At 35.6% G+C, this 19,980-nt stretch carries 21 protein-coding genes; 13 read left to right on the plus strand and 8 right to left on the minus strand.

What is annotated here, in order from left to right:
• Positions 1 to 58 precede the first annotated feature (58 nt).
• Complete coding sequence (gene greB / locus ACEQZT_RS02415) at positions 59 to 574, minus strand: transcription elongation factor GreB (RefSeq protein WP_370086868.1); 516 nt, start codon at positions 572 to 574, stop codon at positions 59 to 61.
• A 73-nt stretch (positions 575 to 647) separates the two neighbouring features.
• Positions 648 to 1,355 (minus strand): fatty acid desaturase, encoded by a 708-nt coding sequence (locus ACEQZT_RS02420; RefSeq protein WP_370086870.1) that lies wholly within the window; start codon positions 1,353 to 1,355, stop codon positions 648 to 650.
• A 194-nt stretch (positions 1,356 to 1,549) separates the two neighbouring features.
• On the opposite strand from ACEQZT_RS02420, the gene ACEQZT_RS02425 reads away from it, so the two are divergent.
• Positions 1,550 to 2,419 (plus strand): RNA polymerase sigma factor RpoD/SigA, encoded by an 870-nt coding sequence (locus tag ACEQZT_RS02425; protein WP_370086872.1) that lies wholly within the window; start codon positions 1,550 to 1,552, stop codon positions 2,417 to 2,419.
• An 80-nt stretch (positions 2,420 to 2,499) separates the two neighbouring features.
• Here the strand turns inward: ACEQZT_RS02425 and ACEQZT_RS02430 are convergent, their stop codons facing one another.
• Both ACEQZT_RS02430 and ACEQZT_RS02435 read right to left on the minus strand, forming a co-directional pair.
• A complete protein-coding gene (locus ACEQZT_RS02430; RefSeq protein ID WP_370086874.1) occupies positions 2,500 to 2,730 on the minus strand; it encodes a hypothetical protein in 231 nt (76 codons plus the stop codon).
• Positions 2,690 to 2,917, minus strand: coding sequence for a hypothetical protein (locus ACEQZT_RS02435; RefSeq protein ID WP_370086876.1), 228 nt, complete (start codon positions 2,915 to 2,917; stop codon positions 2,690 to 2,692). The genes ACEQZT_RS02430 and ACEQZT_RS02435 overlap by 41 nt, the downstream gene beginning before the upstream one ends.
• Positions 2,918 to 3,735: 818 nt before the next feature.
• Here ACEQZT_RS02435 and ACEQZT_RS02440 point away from each other — a divergent pair.
• Together ACEQZT_RS02440 and ACEQZT_RS02445 are read left to right on the plus strand one after the other, a co-directional pair.
• Positions 3,736 to 3,930: a cold-shock protein gene (locus ACEQZT_RS02440; RefSeq protein WP_370086878.1), complete on the plus strand. Its 195-nt coding sequence runs from the start codon at positions 3,736 to 3,738 to the stop codon at positions 3,928 to 3,930.
• Between the two features lie 36 nt (positions 3,931 to 3,966).
• Entirely contained in the window at positions 3,967 to 4,161 is a 195-nt protein-coding gene (locus ACEQZT_RS02445; protein WP_370086880.1) for a cold-shock protein, read from the plus strand.
• A 163-nt stretch (positions 4,162 to 4,324) separates the two neighbouring features.
• Here the strand turns inward: ACEQZT_RS02445 and ACEQZT_RS02450 are convergent, their stop codons facing one another.
• Positions 4,325 to 4,819, minus strand: a complete 495-nt coding sequence (locus tag ACEQZT_RS02450; RefSeq protein WP_370086882.1) for a hypothetical protein — start codon at positions 4,817 to 4,819, stop codon at positions 4,325 to 4,327.
• Positions 4,820 to 5,235: 416 nt separating this feature from the next.
• On the opposite strand from ACEQZT_RS02450, the gene ACEQZT_RS02455 reads away from it, so the two are divergent.
• The 7 genes from ACEQZT_RS02455 (at position 5,236) to ACEQZT_RS02485 (ending at position 12,372) form a co-directional block, all read left to right on the plus strand.
• On the plus strand, positions 5,236 to 5,667 hold the full coding sequence (locus tag ACEQZT_RS02455; RefSeq protein WP_370086884.1) for a hypothetical protein: 432 nt from the start codon (positions 5,236 to 5,238) through the stop codon (positions 5,665 to 5,667).
• A gap of 1,233 nt (positions 5,668 to 6,900) precedes the next feature.
• Positions 6,901 to 7,338, plus strand: coding sequence for a hypothetical protein (locus ACEQZT_RS02460; protein ID WP_370086885.1), 438 nt, complete (start codon positions 6,901 to 6,903; stop codon positions 7,336 to 7,338).
• The gene (locus tag ACEQZT_RS02465) at positions 7,339 to 8,913 is read left to right on the plus strand and encodes a DGQHR domain-containing protein (protein ID WP_370086887.1); all 1,575 of its coding nucleotides are present in this window, start codon (positions 7,339 to 7,341) and stop codon (positions 8,911 to 8,913) included.
• Positions 8,914 to 8,976: 63 nt separating this feature from the next.
• Positions 8,977 to 9,720 (plus strand): BglII/BstYI family type II restriction endonuclease, encoded by a 744-nt coding sequence (locus ACEQZT_RS02470; RefSeq protein ID WP_370086889.1) that lies wholly within the window; start codon positions 8,977 to 8,979, stop codon positions 9,718 to 9,720.
• 66 nt (positions 9,721 to 9,786) lie between these two features.
• Entirely contained in the window at positions 9,787 to 10,122 is a 336-nt protein-coding gene (locus ACEQZT_RS02475) for a helix-turn-helix domain-containing protein (RefSeq protein WP_370086891.1), read from the plus strand.
• The gene (locus tag ACEQZT_RS02480) at positions 10,119 to 11,756 is read left to right on the plus strand and encodes a DNA cytosine methyltransferase (protein WP_370086893.1); all 1,638 of its coding nucleotides are present in this window, start codon (positions 10,119 to 10,121) and stop codon (positions 11,754 to 11,756) included. Before ACEQZT_RS02475 ends, ACEQZT_RS02480 begins: the two co-directional genes overlap by 4 nt.
• Before the next feature lie 4 nt (positions 11,757 to 11,760).
• On the plus strand, positions 11,761 to 12,372 hold the full coding sequence (locus ACEQZT_RS02485; protein ID WP_370086895.1) for a BglII/BstYI family type II restriction endonuclease: 612 nt from the start codon (positions 11,761 to 11,763) through the stop codon (positions 12,370 to 12,372).
• A 1,105-nt stretch (positions 12,373 to 13,477) separates the two neighbouring features.
• Here the strand turns inward: ACEQZT_RS02485 and ACEQZT_RS02490 are convergent.
• From ACEQZT_RS02490 to ACEQZT_RS02500, 3 genes are all read right to left on the minus strand, one after another.
• On the minus strand, positions 13,478 to 14,278 hold the full coding sequence (locus tag ACEQZT_RS02490) for a hypothetical protein (protein WP_372530122.1): 801 nt from the start codon (positions 14,276 to 14,278) through the stop codon (positions 13,478 to 13,480).
• A 29-nt stretch (positions 14,279 to 14,307) separates the two neighbouring features.
• Positions 14,308 to 14,700 (minus strand): hypothetical protein, encoded by a 393-nt coding sequence (locus ACEQZT_RS02495; protein WP_370086898.1) that lies wholly within the window; start codon positions 14,698 to 14,700, stop codon positions 14,308 to 14,310.
• A 61-nt stretch (positions 14,701 to 14,761) separates the two neighbouring features.
• On the minus strand, positions 14,762 to 15,460 hold the full coding sequence (locus ACEQZT_RS02500; protein ID WP_370086900.1) for a helix-turn-helix transcriptional regulator: 699 nt from the start codon (positions 15,458 to 15,460) through the stop codon (positions 14,762 to 14,764).
• Positions 15,461 to 15,795: 335 nt separating this feature from the next.
• Between ACEQZT_RS02500 and ACEQZT_RS02505 the strand changes: the two genes are divergently transcribed.
• Genes ACEQZT_RS02505 through ACEQZT_RS02515 form a run of 3 tightly spaced genes read left to right on the plus strand, consistent with a single transcriptional unit; the run spans position 15,796 to position 19,888 of the window.
• A complete protein-coding gene (locus ACEQZT_RS02505) occupies positions 15,796 to 18,144 on the plus strand; it encodes an AAA family ATPase (protein ID WP_370086902.1) in 2,349 nt (782 codons plus the stop codon).
• Positions 18,144 to 19,190, plus strand: a complete 1,047-nt coding sequence (locus ACEQZT_RS02510) for a hypothetical protein (RefSeq protein WP_370086904.1) — start codon at positions 18,144 to 18,146, stop codon at positions 19,188 to 19,190. The genes ACEQZT_RS02505 and ACEQZT_RS02510 overlap by 1 nt, the downstream gene beginning before the upstream one ends.
• Positions 19,191 to 19,213: 23 nt before the next feature.
• Entirely contained in the window at positions 19,214 to 19,888 is a 675-nt protein-coding gene (locus ACEQZT_RS02515; protein WP_370086906.1) for a hypothetical protein, read from the plus strand.
• Positions 19,889 to 19,980 lie beyond the last annotated feature (92 nt).

Consider the following 19,980-nt stretch of genomic DNA (forward strand, 5'->3'; position numbering starts at 1 on the left):
GAGCTAAAGAGAGAAAGAATGTCCTAACCCATAGGTTAACCAAAGCAATTTATCTCTACTACTTCTGATATTCTATTTTCAGAATTTTCCAGACAAAATCACCCATTTTGGTTTTGACAATAGCTTCGTCACCTACCTTTTTATCCAGTAGTGCTTTGGCCATGGGGGAGTCCATAGAGATATAATCTTTATTACCGATGAGCTCCTCATAACCGACAATTCGAAAACGCTTTTGGAGGCCTTTAGCTTCGTTTTTTATTTCTACCCAGGCTCCAAAGCTCACCTTTCCTTCTTGATTGGGGTGGTAGCCGATCACTTTAAAATCATCAATACACTTACGCAAATACCGAAGGCGACTATCAATCTCTCGGAGACGTTTTTTGTTATAATGGTAATCGGCATTTTCTGATCGATCTCCCAATCCTGCGGCCCATGCCACCTTCGCGGTAACGTCCGGACGTTCAATGCGCCACAAGTGATTATGTTCTTCCCTTAATTTTTGCAGGCCCTCGGGCGTAATCATTTGCGAGCGATTGAGTTTGGGTAACGTCGATTCCGGGATTTTTCGCTTCATAATAAATGATCTTGTTTTTTAAACGTTCGCAAGATAATGATACGCTCATCTGTCTGATGCTTCGGGTCCTGGCTTACAGCCGTCTCAGCATGACAAATATTATTAATGTTGCAATGGCATGCCCGCCAATCAAGTAGAAAATGAAATACCAAAGAGACCAATTGATGAGCCATAGAGAAATGGTGTATAGTGGAGAAGCAACAGATCCCCATTTTTGATATTGTTTGTAGCTATTTATTTGTATACCACTTTGGGATATGAAATTGGTTGCTTTCCGATAGTCTGATTCGTCCAAATTTTCCGCAATACTTTGATGATTCACGTCTGACATCATGCAATTCAGTAGTCCTCCTTTTGGAATATAAGGATCTCCCGGCTCATCTGATTTGGCATGGTGGACATGGTGAGAGATGACGTAAATCTCCTCCGGAAATGTTTTTATGACCAGGTTTTGCGTGATGATTCTCCATAAAGGGTGTGAGAATTTGTACGCACCATGTGTACAATATCGATGAAACCTGATGGTGCCGTGGGTGCTCATGATGATCATGGCATAAAGAATAAAAAACACAACACTCACTACACTTAGATGATATACCAGAAAGGAAATAAAGAATGGAAGCATACAAAGAACCATAATCCAGCTGATGGATGAGATCCAGTTTTTACGATGTTTAAACACGTTCAGTCTGGAAAAAAACTCCTGATAAAGTTGCTTTTTGCTAGGCACGACCAACTCATTATTATCATCTGCCCAACCATAAGAAGGGACCTTAAGCACTTTATCAATAAATGTCTGGGATAAGATTCTTGTTTAGAAAAGTAATAGAGCTTGTAAGGTAGTGATTGCTTTATTAGAAGTACCTTTAATGTATTCTTTTTACAAGAGCGACAGGCTTCATCTTCCGACCAGGACTTAGCAAAAGTCTTATTCTCAACATATCAAAGTAGTCCTCGTGTCTAAACCTTATATAAATGAAGCAACTACAAATCCTCACTCAGGTCACCAAAAGAACTCCCTCCATTGAGAAGTACTTTAAAGAGATTGATAAAGTCCCACTAATTACCGCGGAGGAAGAAATTATTCTGACAAAGCAGATAAAAGCAGGGGATCAGCAGGCTCTACAAAAACTAACCAAGGCGAATTTGAGGTTTGTGGTGTCAGTTGCAAAGCAATATGATCGTGGAATTCACAATTTATCATTGAATGACCTTATCAGTGAAGGCAACATAGGTTTGATAAAAGCAGCGGGCAGGTTTGATGAAACCAGAGGCTTTAAGTTTATTTCGTATGCGGTTTGGTGGATACGACAGTCCATTATAGCAGCGATTTCGGAGAACTCAAGAATGGTAAGGCAGCCAATGAATAGGGTGAGTAGCTACCATCAACTAAACAGGGCAGTATCTGTATTAGAACAAAAGTATGAGCGTGAGCCTACAGATGTCGAGATTGCTAAATATTTAAACGTAACTCCTGATTATATAATTGATATTAGAAAAGTTGGAAATAGGCCATCTTCACTTGATGCACCTCTTATAGCTGACGAGGTAGTCAGTTTAATCGATGTTTTAATCAATCCGGAGGCAAACAATCCTGAAGCTAATTCAATTAATCACTCATTAAAGTTAGATATTGGTGGTGCGTTGAAAACATTGACTCCCAGGGAATCTGAAATTCTTGTGCTTTTTTATGGACTCAATGACGAACCAAGTTTGACCTTGAATGATATTGGTATAAGAATGGAGATCACCAAAGAACGGGTGAGACAAATCAAGGAGCGAGCACTAAACAAACTGAAGCTTAATCTTAATAATACTAGTCGTCTAAAATCATACTTAAGCTAGGCTATACGTGCTTACTGCAGGTATTTTGAAAGTGCATTATAGATACGGACGTAATTATTCTTGAACAGGGAAACGATAGATCAGTAGGTTTGTAACTCAGCAAAAAGTAACTCCAACTCTGCTCTTGTCTTTTTTAGTTTAATGGCTAAATCCATGAGCATATTTTCTCTTTGTCCTTCTTTAAACTCAAAATCTGAATCATTTAGAATGGAGAATCTTCGCTTGAGCATTACTTTTTGCTCTCTCCAACTTCTGGTTATCTGCATATCATCATTCTTTTTCTCCTTGTCCTGAATTTTTATTCTTTTCAATCAATGCCATGTCCTCCACCAGCTCTCTTTCATAATAGACAAGTTCTTTTTTTTCAGGATCATCCTTCACCTGGCAGTAGTACACCTGGTCTATATATCGTCTGATGACTAGCTTTTGGCTCGTTGCTGACTTGGCTGTCACGGTATCACCAACATTGTATTTGTTTGGACTGAATGTTCTACTCATTTATTTGTTATTTGGAATCGTGTGTTGAGATCATTCGTCACTACGCTTCGTTTTTTGTTTTTCTTTTTTGGCGGCTCTTTTCTCCTTGAGCGTTTTGGAAGGTGCGGTTTTATCCGATTTACCCTTGCCATCCTTTTCTTTTGACATGTATTCTTTACTTTATGTTTAGCAGAAAAAAAGGACAAGATTGAATTCTTGTCCTTTATATCATTAACCCTTAATTAGAGACTAATTTTATCAGAACTCCAGAGTAAAGATGGCATTTACTTACTCCATAACTCTTACACTTTGATGATAACATGTTACATATATCACACAAATTGAATAGCGATTTTTTATAGCGACTATAAGAGCGTACATTTGTACAGCCCAAGAAGTTTTGGGTCCAATAATTTAGTAAGTGCACTCCCTGGAGTGAGTAGTATCCGTTTAGTTAGTTTTTCCTCAAAGAATTCCTCTCCCAACGTTTCCGGCAGCCAGTTTATTTAAACTGACTATTATCCGCAACATTTCCTTCCTTATTGAAGCAGTTTTTACGTAATTCTAATTTTATTAAAAAATTATCGCTCTCTAAATCAGTAGACTCTGATTTTTCCGTTGCACTTAAGTTTCGTGTTTCGGAATACTTCAAAAGCACTAAAAAATCACATACGGTAGTTGTGGATTGGTTTTCAAGGCCATCGTCATGCTACTGTTTCAGATGCCCCTAAACCATGGATAGCTCTATCCACCGAATAGGAAGAACATGTAGGGCAGAAGTACGGGTGCAGCTTACCCACCGTCAATTAAATAAATAAAACAATATAGTACATACAATTATGCAAGAAGGAACAGTAAAGTTTTTCAACTCTGAGAAAAAATTCGGATTTATTACACCAACCAATTCAAAGAAAGATGTCTTTGTTCATTACAGTGGACTGATTCATGAGATCATGGAAAATGACAAAGTGGCGTTTGAAATAGCAGAAGGTCAAAAAGGACTTCATGCGATCAATGTTGAGCGCATCGATTAATAACAATCAAATACAATAATTAAAACATATCATACAATGCAAGAAGGAACAGTAAAGTTTTTCAACACGGAAAAAGGATTTGGATTCATTAAGCCAGATAATTCTACCGAAGATTTATTCGTACACGTTAATGGATTGATCGATGAGATCAAGGAAAACGACAAAGTACAATTCGAAACCGAACAAGGTAAAAAAGGTTTGAATGCCGTGAACGTTGAGCTGTTGAATTAATTCAACATGCGATACATCTGAAAAGGTGGATATGCAATTGAGCATGTCCACCTTTTTTTTGTTTGGAGTGGTTTTCCGCTCAACAGCCGGGATTGCAATTGTGGTATTTTTTACGGAGTAAATGTGTGGAAGACCAGGGCTGGCCCCACACACATCATCTATTTTAAGAGCGAACTACTATTCCTAATTTTTCTAACAACTGAGGGCGACCCTCAAGTGCTAGTTCTGCGATGGCTTTTAGCTCTGTGGTATAGTCATCCAGCTCATCTAGCTTTTCATTTCTGAGACGTGTAGCCTCCTGGGCTTGTCCTTTCTCAGCAGTGGCTTCATTGCGAAGTTGCTTAAGGTTTTCGATTGCTGTTTTCTCCGCATTTAGTTGCTCAGTAGTTACTTTGAAGTTTCCTAGTTTGGTAACGAAATCGGCTTCATTTAAAAGCCTGTTGTAAAAGTCTACTGCGCTTTCAATCCATTCTTCAATTGCATAAACTTTGCCAGCTTGTAAGCCCAATCTATTCTGTAAGTCCTTGTCATTTCGTGAAAGTACTTTCACCAGTTTCAATGTACGATTGAAGTCTGCCTCCGCATCATCTTTTTCAAGGTAAAACTTGTCATAAGCAAGGCTCTGTTCCTGATATTCTTTCTTTTGGTTATCAACCAATTGAATCGTCTCATTGTAAAGGGCTTTTGAAATAACAGTTCGCCGTATAACATAACATTATGTTAAGTAGAGTCCAATCTCCATCCAGGAGGGCTGGTTGACAGAATAGCGGGCCATGCGTTGGCCTAGAGCGTGGAAGCTTTCTTCTGGCGAAACGTCGCACCGCTAGATTTTTGCAGGACCTCCGTCAAAATCACGTGTTGGACTGGCGGGTTAGCTGGATTGATTTTGACTAGAATTTTTGAATACTTTTTCACCGAAACGTCGGCCCGGCAATGAAAAAAGTAAAAGCCCAGCGGCTTGAGCGATTAAGCGAAAACGGATAGAAAAGGCATATGTAGAGAAATATTTATATATGGAGATTTTAATTTAACTTAATGATCTTTTAACCTTTATTAATACTGAACATAAACAAAATGAAGAAAACTACAACTCTTATTGGTATTGCTTTATTAATTCTGCTCTATTCGTGCAATGAAGGCAGTGAAGAAATTCGTCATCAAGATGGAATTTTTGATGAAATAAGTCAGATTTTAATTGACAGTCCTAGTATCATAGTCCTATCTAGCAATGTTGATCCGTCTTTAAGTAAAATAAGTTTTGAGTTTCAAAATGATGAATCCAAATTTGAAATTTTAGAATTGATTCAAAAGACAATGATAGAACATGGTCGTCCAAATGGTTTTATTGATTTATTATCAAATGATTTAATAAAGAGAGGAAGAACTCAGTCATGTACAGAGAAATGGGAACTCTTAATCTATCCAAGTGGTAATGAAATGATCTGTGTTACTCAAAACTGCAATGGCAATATAGATGCGATGTGTTATTATACATTGATCCAATAAGTTAGGATTCTTTTAATGAACGAAAAAAGTAGCGAACACAGATGAAAGGAATATCAAATCGTGAGCTATACTGTACTGCTACTAGCTTGAAGATTGCCACGTCACCAATACTACGCAAAGGTTCCTCGCAATGACGTTCTAATTGATGGCTTGTGCTGTGAGCCAAACAAAGCGTTGGCCAGCAAGACTAGGCGTCCCCGTGTTCACAGGCAAATTCCAAATCGCTGAGAATCACGAATTTGAAATCAACCTGACCAATCGTACGGATAACGAAAAATAGAACGATATACTTTGCCTGAAAATCTCTTGCATTTGGGTTGGAGATCAGGCCTTTTATATAACACCTTAGCTAGAAGCACAATCTCAAAGTTTAAACTTTCGAAGCACTACACGTCAAAACTCGCCGGCCTTGATGCCGTCTTAGCATAATATAGAATTATATAATGGGTTCTGGAGTTGGGCGTGATTTGCTTTCGTATATAAGAGCAGGATCGAGATTGCCGTGATTTGCCTTAACATAAGATCTGTACCGATATACAACTCAGCCACGCCAGAGCCAGCACACAGTTATATATCTGATCTTATGTGTAAATACTCGCAAATGCTCGTATTACGGCAAATCACTAGTATTGTTATATAATGTCCTGCGTTATGTTAATATAGCTTCGGTTCAGGGGCGGGATTAATAGTTTAGGGAAGGCTTCTAGCATCAATTAAAAACGCACTTATTATTCCTTGGCAGAAACGAGCACTCTTTTGCCACTCGTCACGAGAGAGGAATTACCATGCCGCAGCGAGGAATGTTGGTAGTGGGGCAGGAGAGTGGCAAATGTGTGCGGTATTTAAAGGCACTGTAAACAATATCTAATTATATTACAGTTGACTAATCAATGAAAGTTGAAACTGAATAATAATCTTGTAAATATCATTTGGATAGTTGCATTCGCTATTGCAATAGTTTTCATTGGAATAACTACGTTCGGAATGTACTCATACCACAAGAGCAATTCAAGTCAAGATCTCGTATTAGATATTAGTCAACAATTTCTTGTTCTTAATAATGACCTATTGCAAGCAGAATTAAAATCAATTGATTCACTTAGCAACGCCATTATAGAAATAAAATTTCTTGATAGTGCCAAATTAGAATTGAATAGGTCCATCAGGACAATGGATTCTATAAACAGAGTCAATCATAGCCTCTTTACAAGGAAAGTCGATTCCTTAAATATCATGATTGATAACTACAATGATCGAATTTCCAATTTATCTGAAGTTGAGGGAGACTATACATTCAAGGCCAATTTCTTCTATTCAATAATCATTTTCATAATCACCTTGTTTGCTTTTTTTGGCTATCGGAATCTAACGACGTTAAAGGAAACTGCAAGACAAGAAGCAAAGGATGAAGCTCGATTAGTATCCAAGGTAGTGTTAACAGATGATGTAAAAATTGAAATAGAAAGAATATTGAGAGATGGAGATGCAGCAAACAATTTCTTCGCCGATTTAGAAAATCAAATGAAATCATCACTAAAAGTAGAAATGGAAGAATTTGAAAAGAAGTATCCTATTAATGATGTAGGAGAAAAGCAATCACAAATCGAAAATGAAATAAATTGGCTAAAGGATCAGATTAAATCCTTGATAAAAAAAATTAATGAGCAGTAAATGAACTACTCGGTAATAACAATAAAATTTTTAAATCAAATCCTTAATCGTGGAAGAAGGATTGGAATAGCTCATGTACCGTTTGATGATTTAAGAAATATTGTTGCCTATACTAGAAGAGAAGATAATGAAGAACAATATTATCAAAGAGCAATTAATGAAGGTAAAATTGAATCAATAAAGTATTTCTTCATTGAACAACTCAATAAAAAAATTAATCAGAACCTTAATTCGACAGCTCTTGGTACTTTTCCGACATCAACATTGATCGCATTAAACCAATCTGATCAAAATTCATTGAAGGAATTTGAAGCGTATTATAACGATTTGAATAAAGAAGAACGTTTTACTGTCTTAAATGAATGCTTCCTCCAAAATGATGATGGAATAACAGCAGAGATACATGTTCCGTACGGCCGTACAGCACTTATCGTTGATGGTCAGCATAGATTGAGAGGTTTAACCAAACTTTACTCAGATGCCCAAGAAATTATTAGTGAGAATACAAGAGACAGTCCTCAAAATATTATTAATAGATTCTATTCAAAAAAATCTAATAAGAGCAATGTAACCTATAATAACAAGGTTACTCCTGAGCAGATAATTGCTGAACTTAAGGAGTTCGAATTCCTATGCACAGTCATGTTGGATTTTGATATTTACGATCAAAGCAGAGTATTTGCAGATGTCAATTTTAACCAAAAGTCTGTCAATAAATCCTTGTTTTATGACATTTTTGGCACCTATCCTGATGTTGATAATAACGAAATTGTTCTCGCTCATCAAGTTACAGAGATGTTCTTCAATCGAGAAGATTCAATATTCAGTGATAATATAAAAATGCTAGGATCAGGACCTGGCCTCTTTTCTCAATCATTCTTTGTAGAATCATTACTTAGGTATTTTAAAGTAGATTCTATATGGGGACTTGAGGTAATGGAGTATCTAGAAATCAGTAAAGAACACTCTCAACTATTAGCGAAGGAATCTGACCAAACAGATCAATTAAAAGTATTAGAAAACAAAAAAGACAAAATTGAAGAAAACATATTCAATTTCATCAATGACTATTTCTCGGTAATATTTGATTATTGGGAAAAATTAGTTCCAGATCAGGAAGATTCAGAAAATAAAAATGGTGATAAAGTACGCAGGTACTACAATAAAGGAAGTGGTAAAAAAGATCGTTATGATCATATCTTATTGAAAACGGTCGGTATTGGTTCACTTATGCGTTTCATAGAATTCATATATCCTCGTATTTCTAAACTTGAGAGGGAAGGTCAAAAGGGTTATGTACTTAAGTTAGTAAAGAGTGTCGATGAAAAAATACCAAATTTGTTTTCTAACAAAGGGCCATATGGAGGTAGCTCGGGTTTTGGAACAAGAAATAAAATTTTTGGGGAACTTGTATATTATAACGCAGAGCTGTTATATCAATTAAAGCCATTTAATTCAAATGAGAAGAAATTCTTAATGAAAGTAATAGAAGATAAAGAGGAAAATGATCCTTATCGGAGCATTGTTAATGAATTAGTTACTCAAGACAAGACTACTCAGTCTAAGTTGTTTTAGCATATAATACTTATCAGTACATTAGTTATTCAATGGTTGTTGTGTTAGTAGTAAATTATCAATATGGCGAACTTCTATGAGAACCGCGTTGTAATTGAAGTTAAAGGTTACGAGATATATTTTACTCGATTTTCTGATTCAATTTTAAGTGATCACTTTAAAGAAGCTACTGATGATCTTAAATATGTACTTGATGGGTTTCATATATCCGAAAATCAGATAGTAGAAGGTGGTGGTGGGCTAAGTTCAATAACTCAGAACTTAAGAGATCGGTTATATGAAAAAGGATGGAATAAAATAAACATCAAAAGTGAGCAACGAGTGAGAGATAGAGTACTTTCATCAGAAAGTCATGAAATTGATCACTATAAAGAATTTGAAAAAGGAAACATTGGGTTAGAAATTGAATGGAATAACAAAGACCCATTTTTTGACAGAGATCTTGAGAACTTTAGGAAATTGCATCAATTAGGAGAGCTCACATTAGGTATTATAATCACGAGAGGAGAAACTCTTCAAAAAGAGTTACTAAATGTTTTTCACAGATTTTTAATCTCATTAAGGCCTGAGAAAATTGAAGAAATTTCAGAACATATAAGTCTCTCGGTAAAAGATCAAGCAATCATAAAAAATATGCTTACCGATACAGATGTTAATACTTATATGGCAATAGCAAGGAAAATATACACATCAAAATTTGGGAGTACTACTACACACATGGATAAGCTCCATTTAAGAATAAATAGAGGAGTTGGAAACCCATGTCCATTAATCATGATCGGAATAGGAAAAGATCGACTGACTTAGGTTGTTGATGAATTTTAAGTTGATAAATTTTGTCAAACAATTTTTTATCAACATTTTTACGATCAAATGGAATCTTTAGGTACACACATTAGAAGACTGAGGGAAGAGGCTGAATGGCCACAAAGAAAACTCGCATATGAATTAGACATTGATGTTTCAGTCTTGAGCAGAATTGAGAATGATAATAAGTTTCCAAAGAAGCGGGTTGCTGAAATCATTAATAAGGTTGCCGTCCTTTTCAACAAGTCAGAAGTTGAATTGAAAAAAATGCTACTCAGTGATGAAATTTCAGAAATGTTACTTTATGAGGAACAATATGAAGAAATACTAAAAGTCTCTGAAGCCAAAGTTCAATACGGTCGACAAAAAAAATCTGTTCAATCAAATCTCAATTTTAAATGAAAGCAATTGATCTTTATAGTGGGATCGGAGGGTGGACACTGGGCCTAAAAATGGCTGGTATTGAAGTTATTTCATCATTTGAATGGTGGAAAGATGCTAATGATACACACAACAAAAATTTTGGGACAAATCATAGGGAAAAAGATATTCGTAAGCTGGATTTACAATCGGATTTACCTTCACCGGAAGACGTAGATTTTGTTGTGGGTAGTCCACCTTGCACACAGTTTTCTTATGCTAATCGTGGTGGAAATGGGGATTTGGCTGATGGGCTAATCGACATTCACAAATTCTTAGAAGTTGTTGATTATCTCAAGCCCAAGTATTGGGCTATGGAGAATGTACCTAGAGTTGCTGGTATATTAAGGTCAGAAATTCAAGAGAGTGGAGCCTTATACAAATTTAAGCATCTCTTTGATGGAGAATATGGTACTATAGAAGTTTATGACTCAAGTGAATTTGGAGTGGCTCAAAACCGGAAAAGAATGATTGCTGGTAGGTTTCCTAGAAATCTATTTGAATCTTATCGGCAGACAACTCCTGAAAGACATCTAGGATATATTATTGATTCTCTTAATGGTGATGATGTTGTAGATCCTAATTATGATCACTCAATACCTAAACTAACAGATCATATTTATGAATCACCTCTAACAGATGAGGAAAGGAGAATGAATCATGACGCTAAGGCCTATCATCCAGTGTACAATAAAATGTCATTTCCTGATCGACTGGATAGGCCTTCTAGAACTGTAACGGCACTATGTACCAGAGTTTCAAGAGAGAGCATCATTGTTCCTGAAGGTAGTGGTTTTCGAAGATTAACAGTAAGAGAAAGAGGATGCATACAATCATTTCCAGCTGATTATCAATTCTATAGTAATTCTTATGGAGGAAAACTAAAGATGATAGGAAATGCTGTTCCGCCTATGCTTACATACTATTTAGCAAAGAGCATGCTCGAAACTCCACTAGAAGACATAAAGCCCCCAGAGAGTAAAGACTTGATTAAGGATAATTCAAATAACCTTCCTAAGTTCTTCGAGCCAGACTTGCAAGGAAGTAAATTCTCATGGAGTCGATCTTTTTGGTTGGCGATACCAGGATTAAGATTTGGTAGTGGAGTGAGATTTGAATTACGGAATGTGAGTAATAAGGAGATTGAAAAAACCTTTTGGTGGATCAATTTTCATTACGGAAACTCAAAAAAAATTAAACAGCTTCCGCTTGAGAAAGAGAGATTTAGTGTGGTGTGGGAGTCCCTAATTCTATTGGATATTGACCTTGAAGATAAAATTGGTAACTACATCAAGTTTATTGAGACTATAGATGTTGATGGGCTTCAACAAAATTGGACTAACAAAGATCGTAGTAAGAATAGCCCAATATGGTTAGTAGATAGAATAGGGGAGTTTGCAAATGATTTAATCAATACGTTAAAAGGGACTTACTCGGATAAACACGAGAAACTAGCAGAACTTACTGAGATAATTCTTAGAAATGGTAACGGAGAGCTTGATAACAAGAAGTTGGTCGATTTTCCAGAAGTTGTACTAACAGGAATATTGATAGGTTCAATTTTTAATGTTCTAATGACAGGAGAGCAAATTAATTTAAGTACTGTCGAAGCGTAATTGTATGAAAATAGGAGCGATTTATTCCCATTTAAATGGATTTGAATGGATTCAATATCATCAAAAAGATTTGTGGGATGAGATCATGGCAGTCATAGATGCAATTGATGCTGAAGAATTTAGAACCAAGGTCAGCAAAGAAAAGACAATGAAGGGTAAAAAACTCTTCAGTCCAATTGACTTAAATAAGAAATTTGAAAAAGAGCTTGAGGCATTAGGCTGGTCTGAAAGCCGAACATCTTACTGGGTCACTGATGATTACGATCTAATCACAAAGACACTTCATCTACCTGCCGAAGATCAAAAAAATTTGATTGAGAAAGAGGGAAAAACAGCAATTAGATCTTACAATCAAACTGATTTCATGAAAAGCCGAATTGCGATTGAAGTGCAATTTGGTAAGTATAGCTTCATAGCGTATGATCTTTTTGTTAAGCATCTAGCATTTTATGTTGGCAATTCAATTGAGGTTGGGATCGAAATCCTACCAATGAAATCAATGCAATCTGAAATGTCGTCAGGACCAGGTTATTATGAAGGAGCTCTTTATGACCTTGCTAGACAAGGTCGTGGCGTTCCTGCAGTGCCGTTGGTGCTAATTGGTATTGAACCTTAATATTATGTTAAGTAGAATCAAATCTACGTCTAGGCGGGATGGCTTGACAGAATAGCGGGCCATGCGTTGGCCTTGAGCGAGGAAGCTTTATTCTGTCTAGATTTTTGCATCCTTTTCATCGATGGAAAAGGATGAGCCCAGCGGCTTGAGCGACACAGCGAACTCATATGAAAGACAGATTACCTGTGAGTTATTCAGATTCGTCTAAGAGTTTAAAGAGATTCCGGATATCCGCTGCGCTACTTCCGGAATGACGTACTGGTGGTGAGTTGTGCCAAAACAGAGCTTTGGCCTGCAAGTGTTTTACAGGCAAAATCCTAATCGCTGAGAATGGCGTATTTGAAAACGAATCGAAAATTACCCGAATAACGAAAATTTAAACGACAAGCTTTGCCTGAGATTCTCTTGTATTTGGGCTGGTCATCATCCGACCAGTTGGCGGATGAAAGCGGGTGGGAAAACTATTAATAGCCGTTTGGTCAGGGAACGGCCCAGCGATGGAATGTGCGCTGGCCGAGCGGCTATTTAATATAACGACTAATTATATAACACCTTAGCTAGAAGCACGATCTAGAAATTTAAACTTTAGATGCACTGCACGTCAATACTCGCCGGCCTGGATGCCGGCTTAGCATAATATAGAATTATATAATCAATGGGCTGTAGCATTGGCCGTGATTTGCTTTAACATTCAAGAGCAGGATCATGATGACCGTGATTTGCTTTCAACATAAAATCGTAACCGATATGTAACTAACCAAGCGCACAGGCAACCACACATTACATATCTGATTTTATGTTAATTGTTCGCTGAAGCTCACAAACAGCAAATCACTAGTCTTGTTATATAATGTCCTGCGTTATGTTAATATAGCTTGGGTTCAGGGGCGGGATTAATAGTTTAGCGCAAAGGCCAATTTCATCAATCAAAAGCAATCACATCATTTCTTAGCAGTAACGAGCACTCTTTTGCCACTCCTGCTGAGCGAGGAATCACCATGCCGCAGTGAGGAACGCTGGAAGGAAAGGAGAGTGGCAAATGTGTGCGGATGAAGGTAGATTAACCTATTACCTGTTTGTTATTTATTGTTTGTAAATCAAATAGTTAATCAACTAATGTCAGAGTTTTAAGTGGATATGTATGTGAACCGTTTTCCAACTCGAAATCTATTACATATTCATCTATCGAATCCAATATTCGATCAAAATTATTTCGTTCCATTTCCTTTTGCTCATCATAAGTTTTTCCAATTGTCTCTATCCCTTCCTGAATTGAAACAATTGACGAAAATTTATATATTCCTGCATGGTCAACAATCCGGATGAATTTGTTTCCACCCTCATCTTCAAAACTTACTAATGATAAGTATTTAAAAATTTGCCGAACCTTTCTGGGCTTATTGTCATTTTCCTTATCATTAAAAGGAACTCTAAATTCAACTCTAAGTATTGGCTTGTCATTTTTTAAGTTTTTGGAACAATTAATCAAAGAGGTGTACAGCTCTTCAACGAACTGATCTGAAATAGCCGGACTAATAAAATACTTTTGGTATTGTTCGGAAACGATTCTTGAAAGAATCATTTTAATTTCTTCCGGTAACCCTTCTTTAAGTATGTTGAAATTGATTTTCTCGGGCATCAAACTAAAAGAATAATATTCTTGAAGCTTACGGTAATCTTCGGGCAGAGAAGATCCGAGAGACCAACCAGAGACAAAAGGTTTAGTTGTTGAAGAAATAACATATGAACTTTTTTTAAGCTTTTTGTAATCTTCAGCTACAAATTCTGTTTCATCTATACCTGAAATGGACTTATTAAGACATATTGAGACGTTATTATTTGACTTTTGACTAAAAGATATCAATGAAGTTATAAGAAAGATTGTTTGAATTATAGATCTTATCATTTTTCAGAATCCAATAGGTTATAATAAGGTTAAAGCTGAATAGCTAGTATGATACCAGAAGGAGATGGCCAGGAAAGGACTTTACCTGCATCAGGTTCCTCTTCTGACAAGATATTTCCAAAGCTATCTACTACTTTGTACCCTGATACCCAAGGAGTACTGCATGTATTCAAAATAAATAGACATTGCCCTTCAACATTTGAAACTTCAGTTCCCCTATTAGTAGCTAAAACAACATCACTATTCACACAATTATCAGATGTCCAAACAGTAACTCGCACACCACTGACAGGTTCATTGGTTTCTTGATTTTTGACAGTAGCGATAACGGAGAAATCCTGAAATCCTGATGTTGTAGGTTCATCCTCTTTGCAGGAAAAGAAAACAAAAATGTATGCAACAAATAATGCGATCTTCTTCATGGCTTTTAAGCCAAAAGAAAGGAAGGATTATATAAATTGAAATACGAACATGTTCGTATTTTCAGAGCAAATCAAAATGAAAAGCAAATTGGTGAAGCTCAGTAAAAGTCTTTACTTGAAGTTTTTCGAAGATTCTTTGGCGGTGTGTTCTTACCGTGTTTTTTGATATGAATAGGATTTCACTTATTTCAGGACCAGTCTTTCCTATAGCTAAAAATTTAAGTACTTCTTTTTCTCTTTTTGTTAAGCGAGAGAATTTGGTAAAGTTTTTTCTTATAAACAGATTATCGTCGAGGAGTTTGTGTAATTGATTCCCAATCTTAATCGTGCTTTTGATGTCAAATGATAACGAAAGCAGGCTCGATGAATCACCAAACCCCTTTGTTGTTGTAAACCACCATTTAAATTTATCATCATTAACATCGTCCTTTAGCCTTTGAAAAAAGCTCATTTGATCTGAATGTTCTTTCTCTTTGAAGTACTCAATTATCTCGCCAGCTAGATCTTGTACTGTTTCAGGGTGAGCGATTTTCATTAGGTTGTTGAATCCGTCTTTTATTATTTCTTCATTATTTAAATCAAAAATTCGTTCGAGTTCTCTACCGCAGAATTCAAGTCCAATATCATTTTTATTATTTAAATGAATCATTCCTGGAAGTACTTTATCAAGCTCTTTGATCATTTCCAAATCTATCTTTTTGCCCATTAGGGAGATGCCTATTTGAATAGATTCTAAAGATTCTCTTTCAGTGTTTATCATTTTTGGCATGGTAACATGTCGCTTTTATAGCTAAAAGATAAAAAAATCTTAATTCATGGGTTTGGTTACTTTGAAAACAATTGAAATAGAGGATAGCTCTATCATGCTTTATACTACAGATCAAATGAAGCTATCGGATTTTGCAAAAAGCAAAAGGAGGGAAGGGGTGAGTATAAAAATATATATGTAGCGGGTGAGCATGGTTCCGGCTGTAAAGAACCATTATCTTTTAGATAAAGTCAATACCTGGAATATGGTAAATATTATATTGAACGGAAAAGTAAGATTGTTTTTCATTAAATTTCGCCTTCTGAAGTTCACCAACGATTTCCTTTATGAGTGAAGATTACACCCATATTAAACCAATTGATCAATTCTTAAAAGAGTTATACAACAAATATGAGCTTAAGGAGAATCTTCTAGCCTATGTTGTTGCCATCAATGTTGATAGCCTTGATAAGAAAAGAAAAGATCGGTTTTTTGAATCCACTCTTGACCTGATGAAAAGTAGTTTGAGTGATGAAGGGCGATATTTTAACGTTGAGGAAAAATCTCTCGCTAATCATGAAATATCTGAGAAGGATTTAAGACTATTATCATTAAGGTTAGCCAACATCAAAGGTATACCAGAGCCAAACCGAGAGGGTCAAGATTATGGAATTGATTTTTCATTGGATAATGAACCCACCTCTATGTTTATTCTTGGATCTAATGGAGCAGGTAAGTCATCTCTTTTTGAAACAATGGAGTTTCTCTATACAGGATCGATTGGAGAATGTAAACTCAGAGAGTTTGGAAGTGATAGAAAGGAGTCTTATCAGGATTACCTAACACATCTCAATTCATCTTTTAAAAGCTCTAAAGCCACCCTGGCAACTAAAGCAGGATCTTTTAATCTTCACGAAGATTCAATTTTATCAGATGAAGAAAGAAACGCACTTAATCCGAGTACCAATTTCATAAGTGCATACAGTATTTTAGTCAATGGTCAATTGGACTATAGTTCTGATTCATCGCATTCATTTCATTGCCTTGTTGCCAATAGTTTAGGATTACAGGACTATCTAGATATTAGTCAAATTCTAAATCAAGTAGCTAATTACAATCGAAAAAAGGAAACTACAGAGCTTTCGAGATTGAATTCGAGCTTAAAGGACAAACTCTCAAATATTGATAATTGGCAAAAAGAGATTCAATCAAAACAGTTAGAGATTAATAATCTTGAAGCTGAAGGTGATAAAGCTCCCAAAACACAAAAAGACTATTCGACGGAAATTTCGATACTCAGAAATCCTATTTCTTTTGATTTGAACACAGATAGTTTTAATCAATCAGTATCAGAAATTACTAGTACAATTCAGAAATTGAATGAACTTCCAGAAATTGATAAGGATGCTGCTACCGATTTTCTTGCTCATGGTTTGAAACTATTAGGCACACATGATGATTGCCCGTTTTGCGAGAGTTCTAAACTTAGTACATCAGAAATCAAGAATAATGTAGAGAAGAAGCTTGCTCTTCATAGGGATTATCTTAAAATCCAAGAAGATATTGAATTAGGATATCAAACAATAAGAAATCTTCTCCTGTCTTTTAGTAATAAGGTATCGCAAATTGTCCAAGATGTTAAGTCTGAATCTGAACAAATAAGAAATACGACCCAGTTCCTTGATCTATTCAATTTAGAGGTGAAGCTTATTGATGAACTCAAGAATTATAAAGAGGTCTTATCGACTGATTCAATAGACGATACCGCAAGCCTATTAAGTCGTCGATTAGAAACTTTTATCCAAGAAAATTCACACAGTGTCATTGATGGATTTAAAGAGATCACTACGGAAATCAGTAAAATCAATCAAATCCGCAATGATTTGCTTAACAGACTTCAGAGTAAAAGCATAGTTGATTCAACAGGGACCACAAATCAATTGCAGTATTCTCTTAGAAAAGAAATAAAAGAATTTGAACAGCAAATTAGCAGTGAACAAAGAAGTATCGAAACTTTAAAATCTCAAATTAATATCGTTGAGAAAGATATTGCTTTAATGAATCGCATTAAAAGTGAAAGCGAGACTTTTAGCAAAATAATCAATGACGAAGTGAATAAAATTGTTAGTGAAAATTTTAATCCAATCCGAAAAGTTGTTGAAGAGATCCTTAACCAATATGTTGAGCAAGATGAGTTAAAACTGCTTATTGATTTTGAACCAGTAATCGATTCAATGACAGGAGAGGAGACTTCAAAGATTATCACAGCAAAAGTATTCAGTGAGAAGAAGTCTCTATTTGTGGATCCCAAGAAATACTATAACACTTTTAGGTATAAGCTTTTTTCTACAATTGTTGGTCTGAGTATAGCCATCGCAACTAGGATACAATACAGGGTAAACCTTCCACTTTTATTTGACGATGTGTTCAACTCTGGCGATTTTGAAAATAAGGCCAAAATGTATGGCTTCATTGAGAGTGTTCTCAAATATTTTAATGAGTACACGCCAGACTTACCGCTACAGATGATATACTTTACTCACGACGAAACCTTATTTGACAGTTTGTATTCGAATCTGGAGAATGAAGATAGGATGATTTTCTCAAAGCTGTTTGGCCATGATCAAGCTGTTTTTAATGGGCAATTCAATGAATTAACCTATCGATTAGCAAACCGAGAAAGCCTATTCGCCTAATGAACCATACTACGAAAGCGGCAATAATTTTCTGTTCAATCATTTTACTGATTGCAATCATAGATATCATCTATTGGAGAAATTATTTTATTGAAACTAAAGAGGAAATTGAGCAGAAAATCACAAAAAATATTATTTCTAAGTATAGACTAGATCTTAGTTCACCCTTTGTAATTAGTGTACACAATTCAGATTCAATTCAGAAGCAAATCAAAGAATTCAGCGGTAGAAATGCTATGGAGAAACTAGGAGTCATTCTTGATTCGATCAATTTGAAGTCCAACGACTCATTAAAAAATACTCTGGAATTCAAGCAATTTTTAGTCAATACAAACTACATAGACTCAAGTAGCTATAAAATTTCGGGGAGAGATCTACTAGATCTCAAGAGTCATATTTTGTACTTAAGCTCTGAGGCTGATAAGTCAATTGAGAAGGCCAATAATGATTTAGAACATCATATTACTATAATGAGTGTTTACTTGTCTGTAGTAATATTGTTATTTGGGTTTTTAGGTATTGGGACTCCTATTTATTTGAATTTCAGTCAATCAAAAGACCTAATACAGGCTAAAAAAGATGCTGAGATAGCGAAAACTAGGGCAGAAGAGGCTAAGGAAAATTCCAGACAATTTGGCAAAGCATTTCCAGTAATTAAAGCTCAATCATATCTGAATCGGCTTGATATGTCTAAGGTGAGATCAGGATCAACCCGTCTTCAATATTTACTTGAAACGTTTCAGAAAATCAGAATCTCATTTGAAGAGTGTCAAAAGAATGGAATTACTCTTGAAGATCAAGATGACGATTTTTATAATGACTATGTGCAAGAATTGGTTTTGCAGTTAGCTTCATTTAGGACTCTTAATGTTTTAGGTGAATCAAGAGATATTTTCCAGACTTTCGACAAATTGATTTTAAGTCTAAAAGAACTAATCAAACGTGAATCTGAGGATAACTATAAAAAAGTTGACCAGTCCTTATCTTCACTAATCAAAGAATTACAAGAGGAGATTAATAAGGAAAAAGAAAGTCAAACCTCATAAAAAGAGCTCAAGTATTCTTAGCAATGATCGATGATGATGGTACTTATAAATCAGTAAGAAAGAACTTCTTCGCCATAAACATTTTGATGTTCGTTCTAATGTACCTGAATATCTCAATGGAGAAAATTCAGTTTTTGAGTATTGACATAAATGCCACAAATCCAGAAATATATGCTGGATTATGGATAGGATATATTTATTACGCATGGCGCTATTCACAAGAAATTAGCAATCAATTCAATATTTACAAGACGGAAGCTTTTAAGTTTTACCTACGAAGAAATGAATCCCAATTCACGAATCAAGTAAAAGAGGAAATCAAGAATCAGATATTGAAAGAGTACGATATGGAAGATTCATCATTTGAAGATGGTAGTATAAATGTATCATTTGATAATCTTAAGCCTGCCGATAATTCAAATGGATCGATATTTAGATACAGGATAGGCCCAATAAGTGTAAAGCATGGTAAGGGCTCATCAAGTAGTACATCTAAAGATTTTGTTATAGATATTTCAAGGTATCTCAATTTCACTTTATTCAAAGTGTATTTTTCACCCAGATTCGTCTTCAAAAAAAGTAGTTTCTTGTATAGTGCTTTACCCTTTTTCTTTTCAATAGTTTTCATCATCTGGGCATTTCTTCGGTATTCATGGTATGGAAATCCAATTAGGATAGTTTTGAGTTTTTTCTGCTGAACTCTTCTACAAAATGACAAAAAAAAGTCCCTATTCATAAGGGACTATAGAAACACCAAACTCATAGCGACCGATTCGAATGACGTATGAAA

The organism is Ekhidna sp. (assembly GCF_964218185.1).
Lineage (GTDB): Bacteria > Bacteroidota > Bacteroidia > Cytophagales > Cyclobacteriaceae > Ekhidna.

Excerpts from the sequence above, each read along its gene's own strand:
- greB (WP_370086868.1), bottom strand. The coding sequence starts at position 574 with ATGAAGCGAAAAATCCCGGAATCGACGTTACCCAAACTCAATCGCTCG.
- ACEQZT_RS02425 (WP_370086872.1), top strand. The coding sequence starts at position 1,550 with ATGAAGCAACTACAAATCCTCACTCAGGTCACCAAAAGAACTCCCTCC.
- ACEQZT_RS02435 (WP_370086876.1), bottom strand. The coding sequence starts at position 2,917 with ATGAGTAGAACATTCAGTCCAAACAAATACAATGTTGGTGATACCGTG.
- ACEQZT_RS02440 (WP_370086878.1), top strand. The coding sequence starts at position 3,736 with ATGCAAGAAGGAACAGTAAAGTTTTTCAACTCTGAGAAAAAATTCGGA.
- ACEQZT_RS02445 (WP_370086880.1), top strand. The coding sequence starts at position 3,967 with ATGCAAGAAGGAACAGTAAAGTTTTTCAACACGGAAAAAGGATTTGGA.
- ACEQZT_RS02455 (WP_370086884.1), top strand. The coding sequence starts at position 5,236 with ATGAAGAAAACTACAACTCTTATTGGTATTGCTTTATTAATTCTGCTC.
- ACEQZT_RS02460 (WP_370086885.1), top strand. The coding sequence starts at position 6,901 with ATGATTGATAACTACAATGATCGAATTTCCAATTTATCTGAAGTTGAG.
- ACEQZT_RS02465 (WP_370086887.1), top strand. The coding sequence starts at position 7,339 with ATGAACTACTCGGTAATAACAATAAAATTTTTAAATCAAATCCTTAAT.
- ACEQZT_RS02470 (WP_370086889.1), top strand. The coding sequence starts at position 8,977 with ATGGCGAACTTCTATGAGAACCGCGTTGTAATTGAAGTTAAAGGTTAC.
- ACEQZT_RS02475 (WP_370086891.1), top strand. The coding sequence starts at position 9,787 with ATGGAATCTTTAGGTACACACATTAGAAGACTGAGGGAAGAGGCTGAA.
- ACEQZT_RS02480 (WP_370086893.1), top strand. The coding sequence starts at position 10,119 with ATGAAAGCAATTGATCTTTATAGTGGGATCGGAGGGTGGACACTGGGC.
- ACEQZT_RS02485 (WP_370086895.1), top strand. The coding sequence starts at position 11,761 with ATGAAAATAGGAGCGATTTATTCCCATTTAAATGGATTTGAATGGATT.
- ACEQZT_RS02490 (WP_372530122.1), bottom strand. The coding sequence starts at position 14,278 with ATGATAAGATCTATAATTCAAACAATCTTTCTTATAACTTCATTGATA.
- ACEQZT_RS02495 (WP_370086898.1), bottom strand. The coding sequence starts at position 14,700 with ATGAAGAAGATCGCATTATTTGTTGCATACATTTTTGTTTTCTTTTCC.
- ACEQZT_RS02500 (WP_370086900.1), bottom strand. The coding sequence starts at position 15,460 with ATGATAAACACTGAAAGAGAATCTTTAGAATCTATTCAAATAGGCATC.
- ACEQZT_RS02505 (WP_370086902.1), top strand. The coding sequence starts at position 15,796 with ATGAGTGAAGATTACACCCATATTAAACCAATTGATCAATTCTTAAAA.
- ACEQZT_RS02510 (WP_370086904.1), top strand. The coding sequence starts at position 18,144 with ATGAACCATACTACGAAAGCGGCAATAATTTTCTGTTCAATCATTTTA.
- ACEQZT_RS02515 (WP_370086906.1), top strand. The coding sequence starts at position 19,214 with ATGATCGATGATGATGGTACTTATAAATCAGTAAGAAAGAACTTCTTC.